Annotated in this window: 17 protein-coding genes; 12 read left to right on the top strand and 5 right to left on the bottom strand. The window is 60.3% G+C overall.

The genetic code is table 11. The annotated features are described in order from the left end of the window. The first annotated feature begins 58 nt into the window (after window positions 1-58). The 3 genes from orn to FAZ30_RS16870 all read left to right on the top strand — a co-directional run bounded on the left by orn (window position 59) and on the right by FAZ30_RS16870 (window position 2,893). Window positions 59-604 (top strand): oligoribonuclease, encoded by a 546-nt coding sequence (gene orn, locus FAZ30_RS16880; RefSeq protein WP_137009902.1) that lies wholly within the window; start codon window positions 59-61, stop codon window positions 602-604. Between the two features lie 140 nt (window positions 605-744). Next, the gene (pgi, locus tag FAZ30_RS16875; protein ID WP_137010250.1) at window positions 745-2,397 is read left to right on the top strand and encodes a glucose-6-phosphate isomerase; all 1,653 of its coding nucleotides are present in this window, start codon (window positions 745-747) and stop codon (window positions 2,395-2,397) included. Beyond that, window positions 2,390-2,893, top strand: coding sequence for a CinA family protein (locus FAZ30_RS16870; RefSeq protein WP_124643991.1), 504 nt, complete (start codon window positions 2,390-2,392; stop codon window positions 2,891-2,893). Before pgi ends, FAZ30_RS16870 begins: the two co-directional genes overlap by 8 nt. 62 nt (window positions 2,894-2,955) lie before the next feature. On the opposite strand, the gene nudC is transcribed toward FAZ30_RS16870, so the two are convergent. The 5 genes from nudC to FAZ30_RS16845 form a co-directional block, all read right to left on the bottom strand. After that, complete coding sequence (gene nudC, locus FAZ30_RS16865; RefSeq protein WP_137009901.1) at window positions 2,956-3,750, bottom strand: NAD(+) diphosphatase; 795 nt, start codon at window positions 3,748-3,750, stop codon at window positions 2,956-2,958. 92 nt (window positions 3,751-3,842) lie between these two features. Further along, complete coding sequence (locus tag FAZ30_RS16860; RefSeq protein WP_124643993.1) at window positions 3,843-4,964, bottom strand: YbdK family carboxylate-amine ligase; 1,122 nt, start codon at window positions 4,962-4,964, stop codon at window positions 3,843-3,845. A gap of 1 nt (window position 4,965) precedes the next feature. Beyond that, complete coding sequence (locus FAZ30_RS16855; RefSeq protein ID WP_137009900.1) at window positions 4,966-6,165, bottom strand: cation:proton antiporter; 1,200 nt, start codon at window positions 6,163-6,165, stop codon at window positions 4,966-4,968. A 238-nt stretch (window positions 6,166-6,403) separates the two neighbouring features. Continuing rightward, window positions 6,404-7,729 (bottom strand): MFS transporter, encoded by a 1,326-nt coding sequence (locus tag FAZ30_RS16850; RefSeq protein ID WP_137009899.1) that lies wholly within the window; start codon window positions 7,727-7,729, stop codon window positions 6,404-6,406. A 232-nt stretch (window positions 7,730-7,961) separates the two neighbouring features. Beyond that, window positions 7,962-9,002: an NAD(P)H-dependent flavin oxidoreductase gene (locus tag FAZ30_RS16845; RefSeq protein ID WP_124643996.1), complete on the bottom strand. Its 1,041-nt coding sequence runs from the start codon at window positions 9,000-9,002 to the stop codon at window positions 7,962-7,964. Here FAZ30_RS16845 and FAZ30_RS16840 point away from each other — a divergent pair. The 9 genes from FAZ30_RS16840 (at window position 9,001) to rseP (ending at window position 16,646) form a co-directional block, all read left to right on the top strand. After that, window positions 9,001-9,282 carry a hypothetical protein gene (locus FAZ30_RS16840; RefSeq protein WP_246043374.1) on the top strand — a complete coding sequence of 94 codons (282 nt, stop codon included), beginning with the start codon at window positions 9,001-9,003 and terminating at the stop codon, window positions 9,280-9,282. The genes FAZ30_RS16845 and FAZ30_RS16840 overlap by 2 nt on opposite strands. Window positions 9,283-9,421: 139 nt before the next feature. Then, window positions 9,422-10,150: a 30S ribosomal protein S2 gene (rpsB, locus tag FAZ30_RS16835; RefSeq protein ID WP_059285475.1), complete on the top strand. Its 729-nt coding sequence runs from the start codon at window positions 9,422-9,424 to the stop codon at window positions 10,148-10,150. 73 nt (window positions 10,151-10,223) lie between these two features. Next, on the top strand, window positions 10,224-11,090 hold the full coding sequence (gene tsf, locus FAZ30_RS16830; protein ID WP_124643997.1) for a translation elongation factor Ts: 867 nt from the start codon (window positions 10,224-10,226) through the stop codon (window positions 11,088-11,090). Window positions 11,091-11,182: 92 nt separating this feature from the next. Then, window positions 11,183-11,902, top strand: coding sequence for a UMP kinase (pyrH, locus tag FAZ30_RS16825; RefSeq protein WP_103524543.1), 720 nt, complete (start codon window positions 11,183-11,185; stop codon window positions 11,900-11,902). 81 nt (window positions 11,903-11,983) lie between these two features. Further along, window positions 11,984-12,541: a ribosome recycling factor gene (gene frr, locus FAZ30_RS16820; protein WP_124643998.1), complete on the top strand. Its 558-nt coding sequence runs from the start codon at window positions 11,984-11,986 to the stop codon at window positions 12,539-12,541. An 11-nt stretch (window positions 12,542-12,552) separates the two neighbouring features. Beyond that, window positions 12,553-13,302 carry an undecaprenyl pyrophosphate synthase gene (locus tag FAZ30_RS16815; protein WP_199731012.1) on the top strand — a complete coding sequence of 250 codons (750 nt, stop codon included), beginning with the start codon at window positions 12,553-12,555 and terminating at the stop codon, window positions 13,300-13,302. Between the two features lie 6 nt (window positions 13,303-13,308). Beyond that, on the top strand, window positions 13,309-14,115 hold the full coding sequence (locus FAZ30_RS16810; RefSeq protein ID WP_124643999.1) for a phosphatidate cytidylyltransferase: 807 nt from the start codon (window positions 13,309-13,311) through the stop codon (window positions 14,113-14,115). Between the two features lie 9 nt (window positions 14,116-14,124). Further along, window positions 14,125-15,306: a 1-deoxy-D-xylulose-5-phosphate reductoisomerase gene (gene ispC, locus FAZ30_RS16805; RefSeq protein WP_124644000.1), complete on the top strand. Its 1,182-nt coding sequence runs from the start codon at window positions 14,125-14,127 to the stop codon at window positions 15,304-15,306. Further along, window positions 15,300-16,646 carry an RIP metalloprotease RseP gene (gene rseP / locus FAZ30_RS16800; RefSeq protein WP_124644001.1) on the top strand — a complete coding sequence of 449 codons (1,347 nt, stop codon included), beginning with the start codon at window positions 15,300-15,302 and terminating at the stop codon, window positions 16,644-16,646. The genes ispC and rseP overlap by 7 nt, the downstream gene beginning before the upstream one ends.

The following is a 16,646-nucleotide window of genomic DNA, read 5'->3' as shown; positions in this document are numbered from 1 at the left end:
GTTTGCCGCCGCGGCGGCAATGAAGGAAAATGCTTGGGTTTCGCAAAGATTGGACAGTATGGCACAAGATCAGAACAACCTCATCTGGCTCGACATGGAAATGACCGGGCTGAATCCTGAAACCGACCGCATTATCGAAGTGGCGATGATTGCCACCGACAGCCAGTTGAATGTGCTGGGGCAATCGCCCGTGCTGGTGATCCACCAGCCGGACAGCGTGCTGGACGCCATGGATGACTGGAATAAGAATACCCACGGCAAGAGCGGCCTGATTGCCAAGGTCAAGGCTTCTACCCTGACTGCGGCCGAGGCCGAGGCGACGTTGCTGGCCTTCATGGCCGAGTATGTGCCGGCCCGGACCACGCCGATGTGCGGCAATACCATCCATCAGGATCGCCGTTTCATGGTGCGCTGGATGCCGCAGCTGGAGGAGTATTTCCACTACCGCAATCTGGATGTGTCCACGCTGAAGGAGCTGTGCAAGCGTTGGCGGCCAGAGGTGGCGCGTGGCGTGGTGAAACGCGGCAAGCACGAAGCGCTGGCGGATATCGAGGAATCCATCGAAGAGCTGAAATACTACCGCGAGCACTTTCTCAAGGTGTGATGTAGTGCTGGCACTACAGTGGTAACATGCATTTTGCCAAGGGGACGTCAGTCCCCTTTATTCTTGCCAGCCCGGCCATCGGTGGCGGGGTGATTAAAGCACAATCCAATTCCATTTTTGAATGCAGCCATCTCACGACCATGTTTGACGACAGCAAAACCGGTATCAATCACAGCCCCGTCTGGGCCAGGCTGCACCAGCATCAGCGTGCCACCCGTTTCATGCAGATGCGTGAATTGTTCCAGACCGATACCCAGCGTTTTCAACGTTTTTCCTTGCAGCTGGATGGCTTGTTGCTGGATTACTCGAAAAACCGTATCACCGAACGCACGCTGGAGCTGTTGATCGATCTGGCGCACGAGGCGGACCTGTCAGGCTGGATGCAGCGCATGCGCCGCGGTGAGCGCATCAATGTCAGCGAACGGCGCTCTGTACTGCATACCGCGCTCCGTCTGCCCGCGTCGGCCAGCCTGCTGCTGGATGGGCAGGATATCGTGCCCGAGGTGCATGCCGTGCTGCAGCGCATGCGGGTTTTCAGCGACAAGGTACGCAGCGGGCAGTGGCTGGGCTACACCGGCCAGCCGATACGCGATGTGGTGAACCTGGGTATTGGCGGCTCGGATTTGGGGCCGCTGGTGGTGAAAGAGGCGCTGTCGGCCTATGCCCATCCCGCGCTGAAGGTGCATTTTGTCTCCAATGTCGATGGCCAGCATATCGCGCGTACGCTGGAGCAGCTGGACCCGGCCACCACGCTGTTTGTGGTGGCGTCCAAGTCGTTTACCACGCCGGAAACCCTGCTTAATGCCGAGGCGGCCAAGGCCTGGTTTTTGCAGGCGGGAAGCCAGGGCGACATTGCCCGGCATTTTGTTGCCGTGTCTACCAATGCGCCGGCCGTGCAGGCTTTTGGCATCGATACCGAACACATGTTCGGCTTTTGGGATTGGGTGGGCGGGCGTTATTCGGTCTGGTCGGCCATTGGTCTGCCGGTGATGCTGGCCGTGGGCTACGACAGCTTTCGCCAGTTTCTGGATGGCGCGCATGCCATGGATGAGCACTTCTTCAATGCGCCGCTGGCGCAGAACATGCCGGTACTGCTGGCGCTGATCGGCATCTGGTACAACACCTTCTATCAGGCGCATACCCACGCCATCATGCCTTACGACCACGGCCTACGCCGTTTGCCGGCGCATATCCAGCAGCTGGACATGGAGTCGAACGGCAAGCGGGTGGGGCGTTTTGGCGCGCCGCTGGATTTTGATACCGGGCCGGTGATCTGGGGCGAGGAAGGGGCTAACAGCCAGCATGCCTTTTTCCAGCTGCTGCATCAGGGCACCCGCTTGGTGCCTTGTGATTTCATCGTGCCGATGAACGGTCATTACGGGCTGGAGCAGCAGCACCGTGTGCTGGTGGCCAATTGCTTTGCCCAGTCCGAGGCGCTGATGCGCGGTAAGAGCGAGGCCGAGGTCATGGCTGAATTGCCCGATCTGCCGGGCGAAGAGCTGGACATGCTGCTGCCGCAAAAGCTGTTTCCGGGCAATCAGCCCTCCAACACCATTGCGCTGGACCAGGTCACGCCCCGCACCCTGGGCATGCTGCTGGCCTTGTATGAGCACAAGGTCTTTGTGCAAGGGGTGATCTGGGGCATCAATTCCTTCGATCAATGGGGCGTAGAATACGGCAAGCAGCTGGCCCGGCGCATCCTGCCCGAGCTGGATGCCGCTGCCGCCGCACCAGCTGCGCACGACAGCTCAACCCACGGTTTGATTGAATATTTCAGGAGCGTGCATGGATAAGCAGGCAGCCGCGCTGGCGGCACAACTGGGCGAGCAGCTGCTGGCACGAGGCGAAACAGTGGCCACGGCAGAATCCTGCACCGGCGGCATGATCGCCGCCGCGCTGACCGATATTGCGGGTAGCTCGGCCTGGTTCGGTTATGGCCTGGTCAGCTACAGCAATGAGGCCAAGCAGGATCTGCTGGGGGTACAGGCCGTTACACTGGCGGAGCACGGTGCCGTCAGTGAGGCCGTGGTCCGGCAGATGGCTGCTGGAGCGCGTGAGCGTGCCGCTGCTGATTGGGCGGTGGCTGTTTCCGGCATTGCCGGTCCGGGTGGTGGTTCTCCAGCCAAGCCAGTGGGCACGGTGTGGCTGGCGCTGGCCGGGCCGGATGGACTGAGTCAGGCTTTTGTCTGCCACTTTGCTGGCGACCGGGCGGCGGTGCGGCAGCAGACTGTGTTGACGGCGCTGGGTCGCTTGCTGCAGTTGATCGAAAGCAGCGTGCTGTCTGCCTGAGTCTGCGGTGTGCCGTGAGCAAAAAAGGGGAGCCGACGGCTCCCCTTTTGTATGACGACTGCTCAGGCTTGTGTTTGGTGCAGCCAGTCGCTGGTGTGGCGAATCAGTTGGTAGGCCACTGACAGCTGGGCCGGGATGGTGGGCAGGGCGTCAATGTGATACCAGCCTGCGTCCTCGATTTCTCCCGGCTGCGGGCGGATGTCGCCACCATCATATTCGGCAGTGAATGCCAGCATCAGCGAATGCGGGAAAGGCCAGGATTGCGAGCAGACATAGCGCAGGTTTTTTACCCGCACGCCCACTTCTTCCAGGGTTTCGCGGTGTACGCATTGCTCCACGGTTTCGCCCGGTTCGACAAAGCCGGCCAGTGCGCTGTACACGCCGGGCAGGAAGTGCGGGCTGCGTGCCAGCAGCAGCTCTTGGCCGCGATACACCGCCACCATCATGGCTGGCGACAGTCGTGGATAGTAGAGCTGGCCGCAGCCGGGGCAGTGTTTGCCCTGGTCATGACCATGCTGTTGCAGCGGGCTGGCGCAGTGGCCGCAAAAACGGTGAGTGTGCTGAAACTGGCGCAGCTGCGCAGCACGGGCGATGCCGGCGGTTTGCTCCGGCGGCAGCGCCATCAGGGCGGCGCGCAGCGGCAGCCATTCGCAGTCGGGCGGGGGCGGGCCGATCAGGTCGGCGGCGTACAGATTGCTGCCTTGCTGCTGGTCGATGAACAGGCGGTTGGCCAGCGGCCAGTGGCGGGCGGCATCGCCGGGCAGGGCCTGATTTTGCAGTAGCAGGCGCGGGCCATCGAAAATGCACCAGCGCGTGGGAAGATCGGGATTACGGTGTTCGGGCAGTTCGAGCGGCATGACGAGGCTTTGGGACGCTAAGCCGCCAGTTTAGCTGCTGAGCGCGGCGATGTCTGCTGCATTGCACTGCGGGGTAGCGCGCGCGTCGGCGTTCAGGCGCTGCTGCCATACATCCAGTGCTCGCTCTGGCGGCGCACCACTTCGGACAAGGAACCGCTGGCGCGGTAGATGGCGCGCAGCCACTGGCTATCCGACTGGCGCTTGAGCGTGCGCTCGCGCAGCTGGCCCAGTTCGCTTTCGCAGTTCAGTGCCCGGGCTTGCGGCTGCAGGGCGTTCAGCGTGCTCAGCAGGTCTTCCTGCAGGCTGATTTGCTGCCGTGCCGCGCCATCGACCAGTACGCCATCAAAGCCAAAACGGCAGGCCTGGAAGCGGTTGTAGTTATAGGTATGGTAGTGCGCGGCCTGAATGTCGTGCCATTCCTCAGCCAGGCAGCGATGCGCCAGCATCTGGGCGTAAGCCGCCAGCAGGGTGGGGGTGACGATGTCCAGCGGGGTATCGCAGATGCGGATTTCCACCGTGCCATACTCCGGCTTGGGACGGATGTCCCAGTAAAAGTCCTTCATGCTGGCGACAATGCCCAGCTCGGCCATGTGCTGAAAATAATCATTGAACTGTGCCCAGTCTTCCACGCAGGGCATGCAGCCGGACAGGGGAAAGGCGTTGACACTGGTCAGGCGTGAAGTCTGGAACAGCGTATCCATGCCCTGATAGAAGGGCGAGGACGCGGACAGGGCGATAAAGTGCGGGATATAGCGCGCCAGATAGTGGCTGAGGCGGATGGCAGCATCGCCATCCGGGCAGCCGATGTGGATGTGCTGGCCGTACACGGTGAACTGCTTGGCCAGATAGCCGTACAGCTCGGAAACCAGCTGATAGCGCTCCTTGGGGTAGATCTGCTGGTCGCTCCAGTGCTGGAAAGGATGAGAGCCACCCCCAGCCAGACCCAGATTGAGCTTTTGGGCGCTGCTGACCAAGAGGGCACGAATCTGCTGCAGCTCCTGCAGCATGGTGTCGCTGCCCTGGTGAATGGCCGTGCCGATTTCGATCATGCCCTGGGTGATTTCCGGCTTGATGTCATAACCGTGCGGCTGGCGGTCTATCAGTAGCAGCAAGTCGTCCGAGCCGCGCGTCAGGTTGTAGTCGCGCCGGTTGAGGATCATCAGTTCCAGTTCCACGCCCAGTGTCAGCGGGGTGCTGTTGTTGAAGTGCAGCATGTCAGTCCTCCGATGGAATGTCGCCAACCTGGCGCAGCGCCAGACGGGTTAGCAGGGGGCCTGCCAGTTCACTGATGACAAAAACCGCCATCATGGTGCCGGTAAAGGCGGTGGCGTCCGTGCCCAGTGCCAGCGTACTCATTCCCATTAACATGGCGCTGCCGCCGGACAGCGGGTTGAGCGCCAGCCCGAGCCACAGGCCACGTCGGCGGCTCAGGCAGTTTTGCGGTGCCAGCAGCCACCAGAACAGCATGGGGATGGCCGAGCGCAGCAGCAGGTAGGCCAAGGCCAGTGGCCAGTAAGTGGCCAGCGTCTGCGGTGCCAGCTGGGCACCGGCGGCAACAAAAAAGGCAACAAAGAAAAAATGGCTGCCGCTTAACAGGCCCGGCTCGCTCACCGTGTGTCCGCCGCGTAGATTGCGCGTGGCCAGGCCGAAGACCAGCAGGGCCAGCGAGGGCAGGGTGTTCAGCATGACCGACAGCCCCACCAGTAGGGCGATCAGGCCAAACAGCAGCACGGTCTGCTGTTGGCGTCGCTGGCTACCCAGCCAGCGATTAAGGGCAATGGCCAGCAGGCCGGCCAGTAGCCCGAGCAGGCTGGAACCCAGAATCAGCCAGGCCGGCGACAGGATGCCATCTTCGGTGCTGTGCTGGTTCTGCAGGTGGGCCGAGCCCAGGGCGATGGCGAATACGATGACCGACAGCAGGCTGGATAATGCGGTGGCCGTGGTCAGCCTTTCGCTGACCTGCCCCTCGGCACGGGTTTCGCGCAGCATCTCCAGAATGACGATAGGCGAGGTGGCCATGCCCAGTGCGGCCATCATGCTACTGGCCTGCCAGCCCAGCCCGCCTTGCAATAGCAGTGCGCACAGCGCGGCAAACACCGCCAGGCAATAGCACAGCGTAGTCAGCAGCAAGGTGCGCTCCACGCGCAGCCAGTGCAGGTCGACCCGGCGACCGCTTTCAAACAGTGCCAGTCCCAATGCCAGGTTGACGAACAGGTCGGCGGCGCTGAGCAATTCCTGGTTGAGCAGGTGCAAGCTGGCTGGGCCGATGATCAGGCCGGTCAATACGTAGCCGGTAATGGCCGGCAGGCGTCCGGCACGGTTGGCGATCTGGCCGCCGATGACGCCCAGCGTCAGCAGGATGCCAAAAGCAGCCAGCGGGTTGAGGGAAAGGCTGTGCCAGGGCAGGAGGCTCATGGGTGTCTCCGTGGTCTGTGGGTGAGGCCCGCCGGGGCGGGATGAGGCTGGGAGTTGTGTCTTGAACGGCGTTGCGGGCAGGTTGAAATGCCGGGTGTATAAATTAGGGACTGCTGATTTGCCGCGAGGGTTCCGCTGTGGTCAGAATTAATTCTTGCTGCGCTGCGGAATTATCCTGGTCGCAGTTGCATGAAAAACGGCCCCGCAGGGCCGTGGAAAAAAGCGATTGCTGCTGCAATCAGTGCTGCGTCGATGTGCGGTCTGCACGCTGGGGTGATTCGGTCAGTAGCAGGTAGACACCTAATAATGCGCCCATGCCGCACAGGCTGACGACATAGTGGGCTGGGGCTAGCGGATCGGCCTTGAGCCATAGCGAAACCGCCATTGGTGTCAGGCCGCCGAAAATGGCGTACGCGACGTTATAAGAGAATGACAGGCCGCTAAAGCGTACTGCTGGCGGAAAGGCGCGCACCATGACGAAGGGAACGGCTCCGACAATGCCGACGCTGAAGCCGGTGAGGCTGTACAGCGCATACAGCTGGCTGCCATCGCTCGCCACGCTGGTGTAGAAGTGATAGCTGCAAGCGCCCAGCAACAGGCTGCCGACGATGAAGGTCAGGCCACTGCCCATGCGGTCGATGATGCGGCCGGCCAGCATGCAGCCTGCGGTCAGGGCGATGGTGGCGAGGCTGTTGGCCTTGAGGGTGGTTGCGGCATCCATACCGAACTGCTTTTGCAGATAGGTGGGCGTCATCAGAATGACCACCACGATGGCGGCGGATAACAGCCAGGTCAGCAGCATGGAGATGATGACGGCGCGTTTGTGTTCGCGCAGCACAGTCTTCAGTGGCAGTTCGTCGGCCAGGGTCTTACGCGCCTGCATTTCGGCAAAGACCGGCGTTTCCTGCAGCCATTGGCGCAAATACATGGCCAGCAGGCCAAAAATGCTACCCACCAGAAAAGGCAGCCGCCAGGCCCAGTTGCTGATTTGTGCCGGACTGAAGCTGCTGTTGATCAGGGTGGCCAGCAGCGAACCCAGCAGGATGCCGGCGGTGAGGCCGGCAGTCAGCGTGCCGCAGGCATAGCCGGTGTGGCGGGCGGGTACGTGTTCGGCCACGAATACCCAGGCACCGGGCACTTCGCCGCCAATGGCTGCGCCCTGCAGAATGCGCAGGGCTAGTAGTGCCAGCGGCGCGGCGATGCCGATGCTGGCGTAAGTGGGCAGCATGCCCATCAGCAGGGTGGGGACGGCCATCAGCACGATGGACAGGGTGAACATGCGCTTGCGCCCCAGCTTGTCACCAAAGTGGGCCATCACGATGCCGCCTAGTGGTCGAGCCAGATAGCCGGCGGCAAAGATGCCGAAGGTCTGGAATTGGCGCAGCCAGTCCGGCATGTCCGGCGGGAAGAATAGCTTGCCGATGACCAGGGCAAAAAATACGAAAATGATGAAGTCGTAAAATTCCAGTGCGCCGCCCAGGGCAGCCAGGGCCAGGGTGCGGTAGTCCTGGCGGTTGAGCGGGCGTGGTGTGCTGAGGTCGGCCTCGTTGTGGTGCGGGATCATGCGTCATCTCTTGATGTGTGGGCTGGCCGCTCTGTGGCGGCATGCTGTCGGGCTGGTGGGTCAGTCTGGGAGAATACGGGAAGGGACGGAGGCGGGCAATGTGGTCAGGTGCTGCGTGCTGGCATCTTGTTGCGTGTAAACAAGATTTGCATGGTGTAAATCTTGTCATTTGGCACAACGCATCATGAAAAATGCGCCGCCAGTCGCTTGGAATGAACGGGCGGCGCGGTGATCAGGCTTGGTGTAGCTGTTGCAGGTGGCTCAGGCTATGTTCGGCCTCCTGCATGATGCGGTCGAACAGCTGCTGCACGGTGGGGACATCATCAATCAGCCCTTGTACCTGGCCGATCAGTTGCACCCCTTGCTGGTGATTGCCATCTTCAATAGCCAGACGGATGGATTCGGTGGCTGCGCCAAACAGCGCCAGCTGGCGCAGCTCCTGCGGTTTTTGCAGCATGCCGCCCAGGGCGACTTTCAGTACCGGCATGCCCATCTTGCGGGCGATGGCGCTGGCTTTCCAGGCGGCTGCCAGCAGGTTCATTGGCTTGCGGGTGGCGGCACGGGCGGTGGGGGTGTCCATCATGCGGCACCACAGGCCGTCGAAATTGCGCGAGTACAAGGTATCGGCCACGCTGCGCTGACGAATCATCTCCTTGCTGCGCTCGTGGACCGGACTTTCCTGCGTCATTGCCAGGCGGCTACCCATGGCCACGGCGTCGGCTCCCAGTGCCAGCGCGGCGAGCAGGCCGGCACCGCTGCCAAAGCCGCCGGCGGCGATGATGGGCAGCGAGCTTGCCTTGCGGATGGCCGGGATCAGCACCAGCGAGGTCACCTCGCCGCCATGTGCTGCCGCTTCGTGGCCGGTGACCAACAGCCCGTCCACGCCGGCTTTTTCGGCAGAAATGGCATGTTTCTCGGTAACTACGGTGGCAATGACCTTGCCGCCGTAGGCATGGGCGCGTTTGATGATCCAGTCACCTTTGCCCAGTGAGAAGTTGATCACCGCTACCTGTTCTTGCAGGGCGACTTCACAGTTTTCGCGCGCACCCGGCATCATCAGCGTGCAGCCGATGCCAAAAGGGCGATCCGTCAGGCTGCGGATGCGGCGGATGGCGGCGCGGGTCTGTTCCGGGCTGAGCGGGCCACTTGCCAGAATGCCCAGTCCACCTGCATTGGCCGTGGCAGCGACCAGTTCGGGAGTGGCGATATAGCTCATGCCGGGGCAGGCTAGTGGCAGGCTCACGCCAAAGGTTTCGGTAAATCGGGTTTGCATGATGGGAACCGGGCGGGTGGTTTACAATGTGGGGCTATTGTTCAGGCTTTTTTCGAAAATTTCAAACGGTTGTTTGATTATGTATATGGTATTGATTGGCTGGCTCTACGTGGTGTTGATGCTGGCGGTGGCGCAGAACAGTCTGTGGGCGGCGTTTTCCATTCTGTTCTTTCTGGGCTTTCTGCCCACCCTGTTTATTGCAAGAATGACACGCCGCCGCCTGCTAAAAAGGCAGGAATTGGCCCGTGAGCAGGCAAATGCAGGCAAGACGCTTGAGTGAGCTTGCCCTGTGGTGCTAGAATCTTGCGTCCTCTACATTGGGTAGGGGAATAAACTACGCACATCCGTGCCAAAGGGTGCCGTCATTGACTGACGGTTGTCTGCGCGGATGGAGGCTTAACCCTTTAAGGAGTTTTTGCATGTCCACCAACGTTACCATGCGTCAAATGCTTGAGGCCGGTGTTCACTTCGGCCACCAAACCCGTTTCTGGAACCCGAAGATGGCTCAGTACATCTTTGGCAGCCGCAACAAGATCCACATCATCAACCTGGAAAAGACTCTGCCGCTGTTCATCAGCGCCCAGGAATATGTGCGTCGTCTGGCCGCCAACAAGGGTACCGTAATGTTTGTTGGTACCAAGCGTCAGGCACGTGAGATCGTCCGTGAAGAAGCCGCTCGCGCTGGCATGCCGTTTGTTGATCACCGCTGGCTCGGCGGCATGCTGACCAACTACAAGACCGTGAAGCAGTCCATCAAGCGTCTTGAAGAGAAGCGTGCCATCCTGGAAGGCGCTGACATGGGTTACAACAAGAAAGAACTGTTGGACCTGCAACGCGAAGTTGACAAACTGGAACGCTCGCTGGGCGGTATCAAAGATATGAAGGGCCTGCCGGACGCCATCTTCGTTATCGACACTGGCTACCAGAAAGGTACCATTGTTGAAGCCAAGAAACTGGGCATTCCGGTGATCGGCGTTGTTGATACCAACAACTCCCCGGACGGCATCGACTACGTAGTTCCGGGTAACGACGACTCCAGTCGCGCTATCCGCCTGTACGCTCGCGGCATCGCCGACGCCGTACTGGAAGGCCGCGCTCAGTCGCTGCAAGAAGTCGTAGCCGCTGCTGAAACGGCCCAGGCTGAGTAAGCAGACTCGAAAGGGGGCGCAAGCCCCTTTTTTTAGACCTGATTACCTTACGTATCGAATACAGGAGTTACAAATGGCGGAAATTACCGCAAAGATGGTTTCGGATCTGCGCGCTGCTACCGGCCTGGGCATGATGGAGTGCAAAAAAGCCCTGGTTGAAGCTGAAGGCGACGCTGCCAAGGCCGAAGAAATTCTGCGCATCAAGTCCGGCAACAAGGCTTCCAAGATGGCTGGCCGTCTGGCTGCCGAAGGTATCATCGGTTCCTACGTGGCTGGTGGCGTTGGCGCCCTGGTTGAAGTGAACTGTGAAACCGACTTCGTTGCCAAGGACCCGACCTTCCTGGCGCTGGCTGCTGCTGCTGCCCAGGCTGCTGCAACTGCGAACCCGGCTGATGTTGAAGCCCTGTCCGCTGTTGAAGTAGACGGCGTGTCCGTTGAAGAAATCCGCAAGGCTGCCATTGCCAAGCTGGGTGAGAACATGACCATCCGTCGTTTCGTGCGTTACGAAACCGACGGCACCATCGCCACCTACCTGCACGGTGCCAAGATCGGCGTGATCGTCGACCTGAAGGGTGACGAAGCGCTGGGTCGCGACATTGCCATGCACATCGCTGCTTCCAAGCCGATCTGCGTGTCCAAGGATCAGGTTCCGGCCGAAACCCTGGAACAAGAACGCAAGATCTACACCGCACAAGCTGCTGAATCCGGCAAGCCGGCTGATATCGTCGCCAAGATGGTAGAAGGCCGCGTCAACAAGTACCTGGCTGAAGTGACCTTGGTGGGTCAGCCTTTCGTCAAGAACCCGGACGTGACCGTTGAAAAGCTGCTGGCTGAAAAATCCGCTTCTGTGAAGGCATTCGCCATGTTTGTTGTTGGCGAAGGCATCGAGAAGAAGGTTGTAGACTATGCTGCTGAAGTGGCTGCTGCTGCCAAGCTGTAAGTCTGACAAGACTGTATGATCGAACGGCACCCTGCCTGCAGGGTGCCGTTTTGCAAACTGAATGCCCTAAAAACACCCAACTCGAGGTTATCATGAGCCAAGCTCCTTCCTATAAACGCATTCTGCTCAAGCTGTCTGGTGAAGCCCTGATGGGCGACGATAACTACGGCATCAACCGCTCGACCATCGAGCAGATTGTTGGCCAGATCAAGGAAGTGGTAGAGCTTGGTGTGCAGGTGGGTATCGTGATTGGTGGCGGCAATATCTTCCGTGGCGTTTCCAGTGCTGCCAGCGGCATGGATCGTGCAACGGCCGATTATATGGGCATGATGGCGACGGTGATGAATGCACTGGCGCTGAAGGATGCAATGGGCAAGGTGGGTCTGATTGCCCGCGTGCAATCCGCACTGACCATGCAGCAGATTGCCGAACCCTATGTGCGCGGCAAGGCCATGCAGTATCTGGAAGAGGGCAAAGTGGTGATTTTCGGTGCGGGCACCGGCAACCCCTTCTTCACCACTGATACCGCAGCCGCACTGCGCGGCATGGAAATGAATGTGGACATCATGCTCAAGGCCACCAAGGTTGATGGCGTGTATACCGATGATCCGAAAAAGAATCCCGATGCCGTGCGCTACCAGACCCTGACTTTCGATGAGGCCATTGGCCGTAATCTGAAAGTGATGGATGCGACCGCCTTCGCGCTGTGCCGTGACCAGCACCTGAATATCAAGGTGTTCAGCATCTTCAAGCAGGGCGCGCTCAAGCGCGTAGTGCTTGGCGAAGATGAAGGCACGCTGGTACACTGCTGAGCTTGACGAATACCAAGGGGCGGAAACGGCTGGAAGCCGCTTTCCGCCTTGTTTTTCAAAGTACCGATTTTTGGAGCAAGCATGATTAATGAAGTCAAGAAATCCGCCGAGCAGAAGATGAGCAAGACTCTGGAGGCGTTCAAGACCGACCTGACCAAAGTGCGAACAGGTCGCGCCCACACCGGCATTCTTGATCATGTCATGGTCGACTACTATGGCAGCGGTGTACCGGTGAATCAGGTGGCCAATGTCAGCCTGATCGATTCCCGCACCATCGGTGTGCAAGCCTGGGAAAAGAATATGGTGGCCAAGATCGAAAAGGCCATCCGTGATTCTGATCTGGGTCTGAATCCGGCTTCCATGGGCGAGATCATCCGCGTGCCGATGCCGATGCTGACTGAAGAGCGTCGTCGCGACCTGATCAAAGTGGTGAAGGGCGAGGCCGAAGGTGCCCGCGTGGCCGTGCGCAATATCCGCCGCGATGCCAACAATGACTTCAAGAACCTGCTCAAGGACAAGTCGATTACCGAGGATGACGAGCGTCGCGGCCAGGACGACATCCAGAAAATGACCGACAAGTTCATTGCCGAGATCGACAAGGCACTGGCAGGCAAAGAAGCAGACCTGATGGCGGTATAAAGGAAATAGCCTTGTTTGGAAGCTCCACCAAGGACGTGCCGGAGGTGCGCTGTGTACCCCGGCATATCGCCATCATCATGGATGGCAATGGCCGTTGGGCCAAGAAGCGTTTCCTGCCACGGGTAGCCGGTCATAAAAAAGGGCTGGATGCCGTGCGCGAAGTGGTGACCGCCTGCAAGGAGCTGGGGGTGGAGTACCTGACGCTGTTCGCCTTTTCCACTGAAAACTGGCGGCGGCCGCAGGATGAAGTGTCCTTCCTGATGGATCTGTTCATTCGGGCGCTGGAAAACGAAGTCAGCAAGCTGCATGCCAATAACATCCGGCTGCGGGTGCTGGGTACGCGCGAGCGCTTCAGTCCGGCGCTGGCCGAGCGCATCCAGGCGGCAGAAGACAAGACGGCTGGCAACGATGGCCTGGTGCTGAGTATCGCCGCCGACTACGGTGGCCGCTGGGATGTGCTCAATGCCGTCAATGGCCTGATCGCCGACGGCGTCAGCCAGATTACCGAAGAAAATCTGGCCGAGCGGCTGTCCACACACTGGGCACCGGAGCCGGACCTGTTCATCCGTACTGGTGGCGAGCAGCGCATCAGCAACTTCCTGCTGTGGCAACTGGCTTATTCCGAGCTGTATTTTACCGATCTGTTGTGGCCGGACTTTGATCGCACGGCCCTGGAGGGCGCGCTCAATTCCTATCGCGAACGCGAGCGCCGCTTTGGCCGTACCAGCGAACAGCTGCCAGCCCAGCAGCGCAGAAACTGATCCTTCATGCTCAAGACTCGCATTCTGACTGCTCTGGTATTGCTGCCGCTGATGCTGGCGGCACTGTTCCTGTTTCCGGCCAATGCCTGGGCCGGTTTTTCCTGGTTGATCATTTTGCTGGCTCTGTGGGAATTCTCCCGCATGGCCGGTTTGTACGGTGCGCCGCAATGGGCGTATCTGGCGCTGAGCAGCGCATTTGCTGCTGTGTCCTGGCAGCAGGGCTGGCATATGCCGCTGGCCGGGCATGGCCTGGCGCTGGCTTTCTGGTTGCTGGTCATGCCCTTGTGGCTGGTGCGGCGCTGGAAGCTGGTTTCGCTGCCGCTGGCCATGGTGTTGGGCTGGTTGCTGATGCTGCCGGCCTGGTATGGTTTTCTGGAATGGCGGCCGCAGGCTGACAGCGCCCATGCACTGACTTTGCTGGCAGTCATGGGGCTGGTGTGGGTGGCCGACGTGGCGGCTTATTTCTCTGGCAAGGCCTTTGGCAAGCGCAAGCTGGCGCCTTCCATCAGTCCCGGCAAGAGCTGGGAGGGTGTGTATGGTGCATTGCTTGGCGTGGCGGTGTATGTGGTCATCGTCAGCAAGCTGGGCTGGATCTCCGTAGGGCTGCCACTGTGGGGGCTGGTGCTGCTGTCCTTGCCGCTGACCGCAGTCAGTGTCTGTGGTGATCTGCTGGAATCCTGGTTCAAGCGTGTCTCGGGCATGAAAGACAGCAGCAAGTTGCTGCCTGGTCATGGCGGCGTTTACGACCGAATCGATAGTCTCATTGCCGTTCTGGCAGTCAGCAATGCGCTGCGCGTGCTGGGCGGGCTGTAAGCTCATCTCATGAAACCTCAAGGCATTGCAGTTCTTGGGGCAACCGGCAGCATCGGCGTCAATACGCTGGATGTGGTTGCCCGTCATCCTGATCGTTACCGGGTAGTGGCTCTGAGTGGTCACCGCCAGGTGGATCGCCTGTTCGAACAGGCTTGTCGTTTTCTTCCCCTTTATGTCGTGGTGGCTGATGCCGCCGCAGCCAATGCCTTGCAAGGCCGGCTGCGTGAGCGTGGGCTGACCACCGAAGTGCTGTACGGTGCGGCTGCGCTGGAGCGAGTGGCTGCCTTGCCGGAAGTCGATGTGGTGATGGCCGCCATTGTCGGCGCTGCCGGGCTACCGTCAGCCATGGCGGCTGCCTGTGCCGGCAAGAAAATCCTGCTGGCCAACAAGGAAGCACTGGTGGTAGCTGGCCGGCTATTCATGGAAGCCGTGCGCTTGCATGGTGCCACGCTGCTGCCGGTGGATAGCGAGCACAACGCCATTTTCCAGTCCTTGCCGCATGACTATGCCGGCAATCTGGATGCGGCCGGCATCCGCAAGATCATTCTTACTGCCTCAGGCGGGCCGTTTCGCCAGCACAGCGCCGAGGCCTTGCTGCAGGTCACGCCGGAAGATGCCTGCCGTCATCCCAATTGGGTGATGGGGCGCAAGATTTCGGTGGACTCAGCCAGCCTGATGAACAAGGGGCTGGAAGTGATCGAGGCGCACTGGCTGTTTGCTGCGCCGCCGGAACGCATTGATGTGGTTGTTCATCCGCAAAGTGTCATCCACTCCATGGTGCAATACCGCGATGGCTCGGTGATGGCGCAGCTGGGGTCGCCCGATATGCGTACGCCGATTGCCTGCGCACTGGCCTGGCCGGAGCGTATCGAGGCCGGCGTGGCATCGCTGGATTTCTTCAGCATGGGCTCGCTCACCTTCGAGCAGCCGGATTTGCAGCGCTTTCCCTGCCTGGGCCTGGCATTCGCTTCGCTGCAAAGTGGTGGCGATGCGCCGGCCGTGCTGAATGCGGCCAATGAAGTGGCGGTGGCGGCGTTTCTGGAAGGTCGCCTGCGTTTTGTTGATATCGCCAAGGTGGTGGAAGCCACGTTGGCCGGTGTCAGCCTGTCGGCCAGCACCACGCTGGCGGCGCTGCTGGACAAAGATGGCGAGGCGCGACGCTTTGCCGCGAACAAGGTGAGCTCATGCTGACATTCATTGCATTTCTGGTGGCCATTGGCGTACTGGTTACCTTTCACGAGTTGGGCCACTTCTGGGTGGCGCGCTGGTGTGGCGTCAAGGTGCTGCGCTTTTCCGTAGGATTTGGCAAACCGCTTTACACCATTCAGCGTGGCGATACCGAATGGGCCATCAGTCCGATTCCGCTGGGTGGTTATGTGCGCATGCTGGATGAGCGCGAAATGGAAGTGCCGGCCGAGGAGCGTCATCTGGCCTTCAACAACCAGCACGTGCTCAAGCGCATGGCGATTGTGGTAGCGGGGCCGCTGGCCAATCTGCTGCTGGCGGTGTTGTTCTACTGGGTGGTGATCGCCGGCGGCATGGCGCAATTGCTGCCGCAAGTGGGGACGGTGCTTACGCCCAGTCTGGCGGCGACGGCTGGTTTCCAGGCGGGTGACCGGGTGTTGTCGGTCAATAAGCAGCCGGTAGCTGACTGGCAGCAGCTGAGGCTGGCGCTGGTGGATGCCGCGGGTAGTGGTGATGTGCCGATCCGCGTGCAGGTAAAAACGTCTCAGGGTGCAACGCTGCTGCGCAGCATCGATCCGGCGCAGGCCGATGAAGACGCACTCAAGGCGCTGGAGCAGGGCAATCCCGGTCTGATGCCGATGCGCTATCTGCCTGCCATCGGTGGTGTGGAAGAGGGAAGTGTTGCCTCGAAGGCTGGGCTGAAGACTGGCGACAAACTGCTGTCGGCGGATGGCAAACCGCTGGCCAGCTGGGATGCCTGGGTCAAGCTGATTCACGAAAGCCCTGGCAAGGAATTGCTGATTCGCATCGAGCGCGATGGCAAGCCGCAGGATGTCAAGCTGCGCCCGGCCACCGTGGCGGATGGCGACGTGATGATAGGCCGTATCGGTGCCGCACCGCTGCTGGACAGCGCCTGGATGAAGCAGCTGAGTTTCATGCACAAGCCCGGCGCGGCCGAAGCTGCCGTCGAGGCTTTGCACAAGACCACCAGCACTGCCTGGATGAGCCTGAAGTTTCTCGGCCGCATGGTGATCGGCCAGGCTTCGCTGGACAATCTGTCCGGCCCGCTGACCATTGCCAGCATCGCCGGTCAGACTGCACGCGAGGGCTGGAGTCCGTATCTTGAATTTCTGGCGCTGATCAGTGTCAGTATCGGCGTGTTGAATCTATTGCCGATACCTGTGCTGGATGGTGGGCACTTAATGTATTATGTCGCGGAGCTGGTCAAAGGCCGCCCGCTGAGCGAGCGTGCGCAACTGTTTGGACAGAAGATCGGATTCATCCTGCTGGCGTCGCTGATGCTATTTGCCGTGCTGAACGATATCAGCCGCCTTTTTGGGGGTTAA

The sequence above is a fragment of the Aquitalea aquatilis genome (assembly GCF_005155025.1).
In the GTDB taxonomy this organism is placed as follows: domain Bacteria; phylum Pseudomonadota; class Gammaproteobacteria; order Burkholderiales; family Chromobacteriaceae; genus Aquitalea; species Aquitalea aquatilis.
Note: the sequence above shows the minus strand (reverse complement) of the source record. Positions and strands in the feature narration are given on the sequence as shown.

Bases quoted from the DNA above. Each gene is read 5' to 3' on its own strand.
- orn (WP_137009902.1), top strand. From the start codon at position 59: ATGGCACAAGATCAGAACAACCTCATCTGGCTCGACATGGAAATGACC.
- pgi (WP_137010250.1), top strand. From the start codon at position 745: ATGTTTGACGACAGCAAAACCGGTATCAATCACAGCCCCGTCTGGGCC.
- FAZ30_RS16870 (WP_124643991.1), top strand. From the start codon at position 2,390: ATGGATAAGCAGGCAGCCGCGCTGGCGGCACAACTGGGCGAGCAGCTG.
- nudC (WP_137009901.1), bottom strand. From the start codon at position 3,750: ATGCCGCTCGAACTGCCCGAACACCGTAATCCCGATCTTCCCACGCGC.
- FAZ30_RS16860 (WP_124643993.1), bottom strand. From the start codon at position 4,964: ATGCTGCACTTCAACAACAGCACCCCGCTGACACTGGGCGTGGAACTG.
- FAZ30_RS16855 (WP_137009900.1), bottom strand. From the start codon at position 6,165: ATGAGCCTCCTGCCCTGGCACAGCCTTTCCCTCAACCCGCTGGCTGCT.
- FAZ30_RS16850 (WP_137009899.1), bottom strand. From the start codon at position 7,729: ATGATCCCGCACCACAACGAGGCCGACCTCAGCACACCACGCCCGCTC.
- FAZ30_RS16840 (WP_246043374.1), top strand. From the start codon at position 9,001: ATGATGGGAACCGGGCGGGTGGTTTACAATGTGGGGCTATTGTTCAGG.
- FAZ30_RS16845 (WP_124643996.1), bottom strand. From the start codon at position 9,002: ATGCAAACCCGATTTACCGAAACCTTTGGCGTGAGCCTGCCACTAGCC.
- rpsB (WP_059285475.1), top strand. From the start codon at position 9,422: ATGTCCACCAACGTTACCATGCGTCAAATGCTTGAGGCCGGTGTTCAC.
- tsf (WP_124643997.1), top strand. From the start codon at position 10,224: ATGGCGGAAATTACCGCAAAGATGGTTTCGGATCTGCGCGCTGCTACC.
- pyrH (WP_103524543.1), top strand. From the start codon at position 11,183: ATGAGCCAAGCTCCTTCCTATAAACGCATTCTGCTCAAGCTGTCTGGT.
- frr (WP_124643998.1), top strand. From the start codon at position 11,984: ATGATTAATGAAGTCAAGAAATCCGCCGAGCAGAAGATGAGCAAGACT.
- FAZ30_RS16810 (WP_124643999.1), top strand. From the start codon at position 13,309: ATGCTCAAGACTCGCATTCTGACTGCTCTGGTATTGCTGCCGCTGATG.
- ispC (WP_124644000.1), top strand. From the start codon at position 14,125: ATGAAACCTCAAGGCATTGCAGTTCTTGGGGCAACCGGCAGCATCGGC.
- rseP (WP_124644001.1), top strand. From the start codon at position 15,300: ATGCTGACATTCATTGCATTTCTGGTGGCCATTGGCGTACTGGTTACC.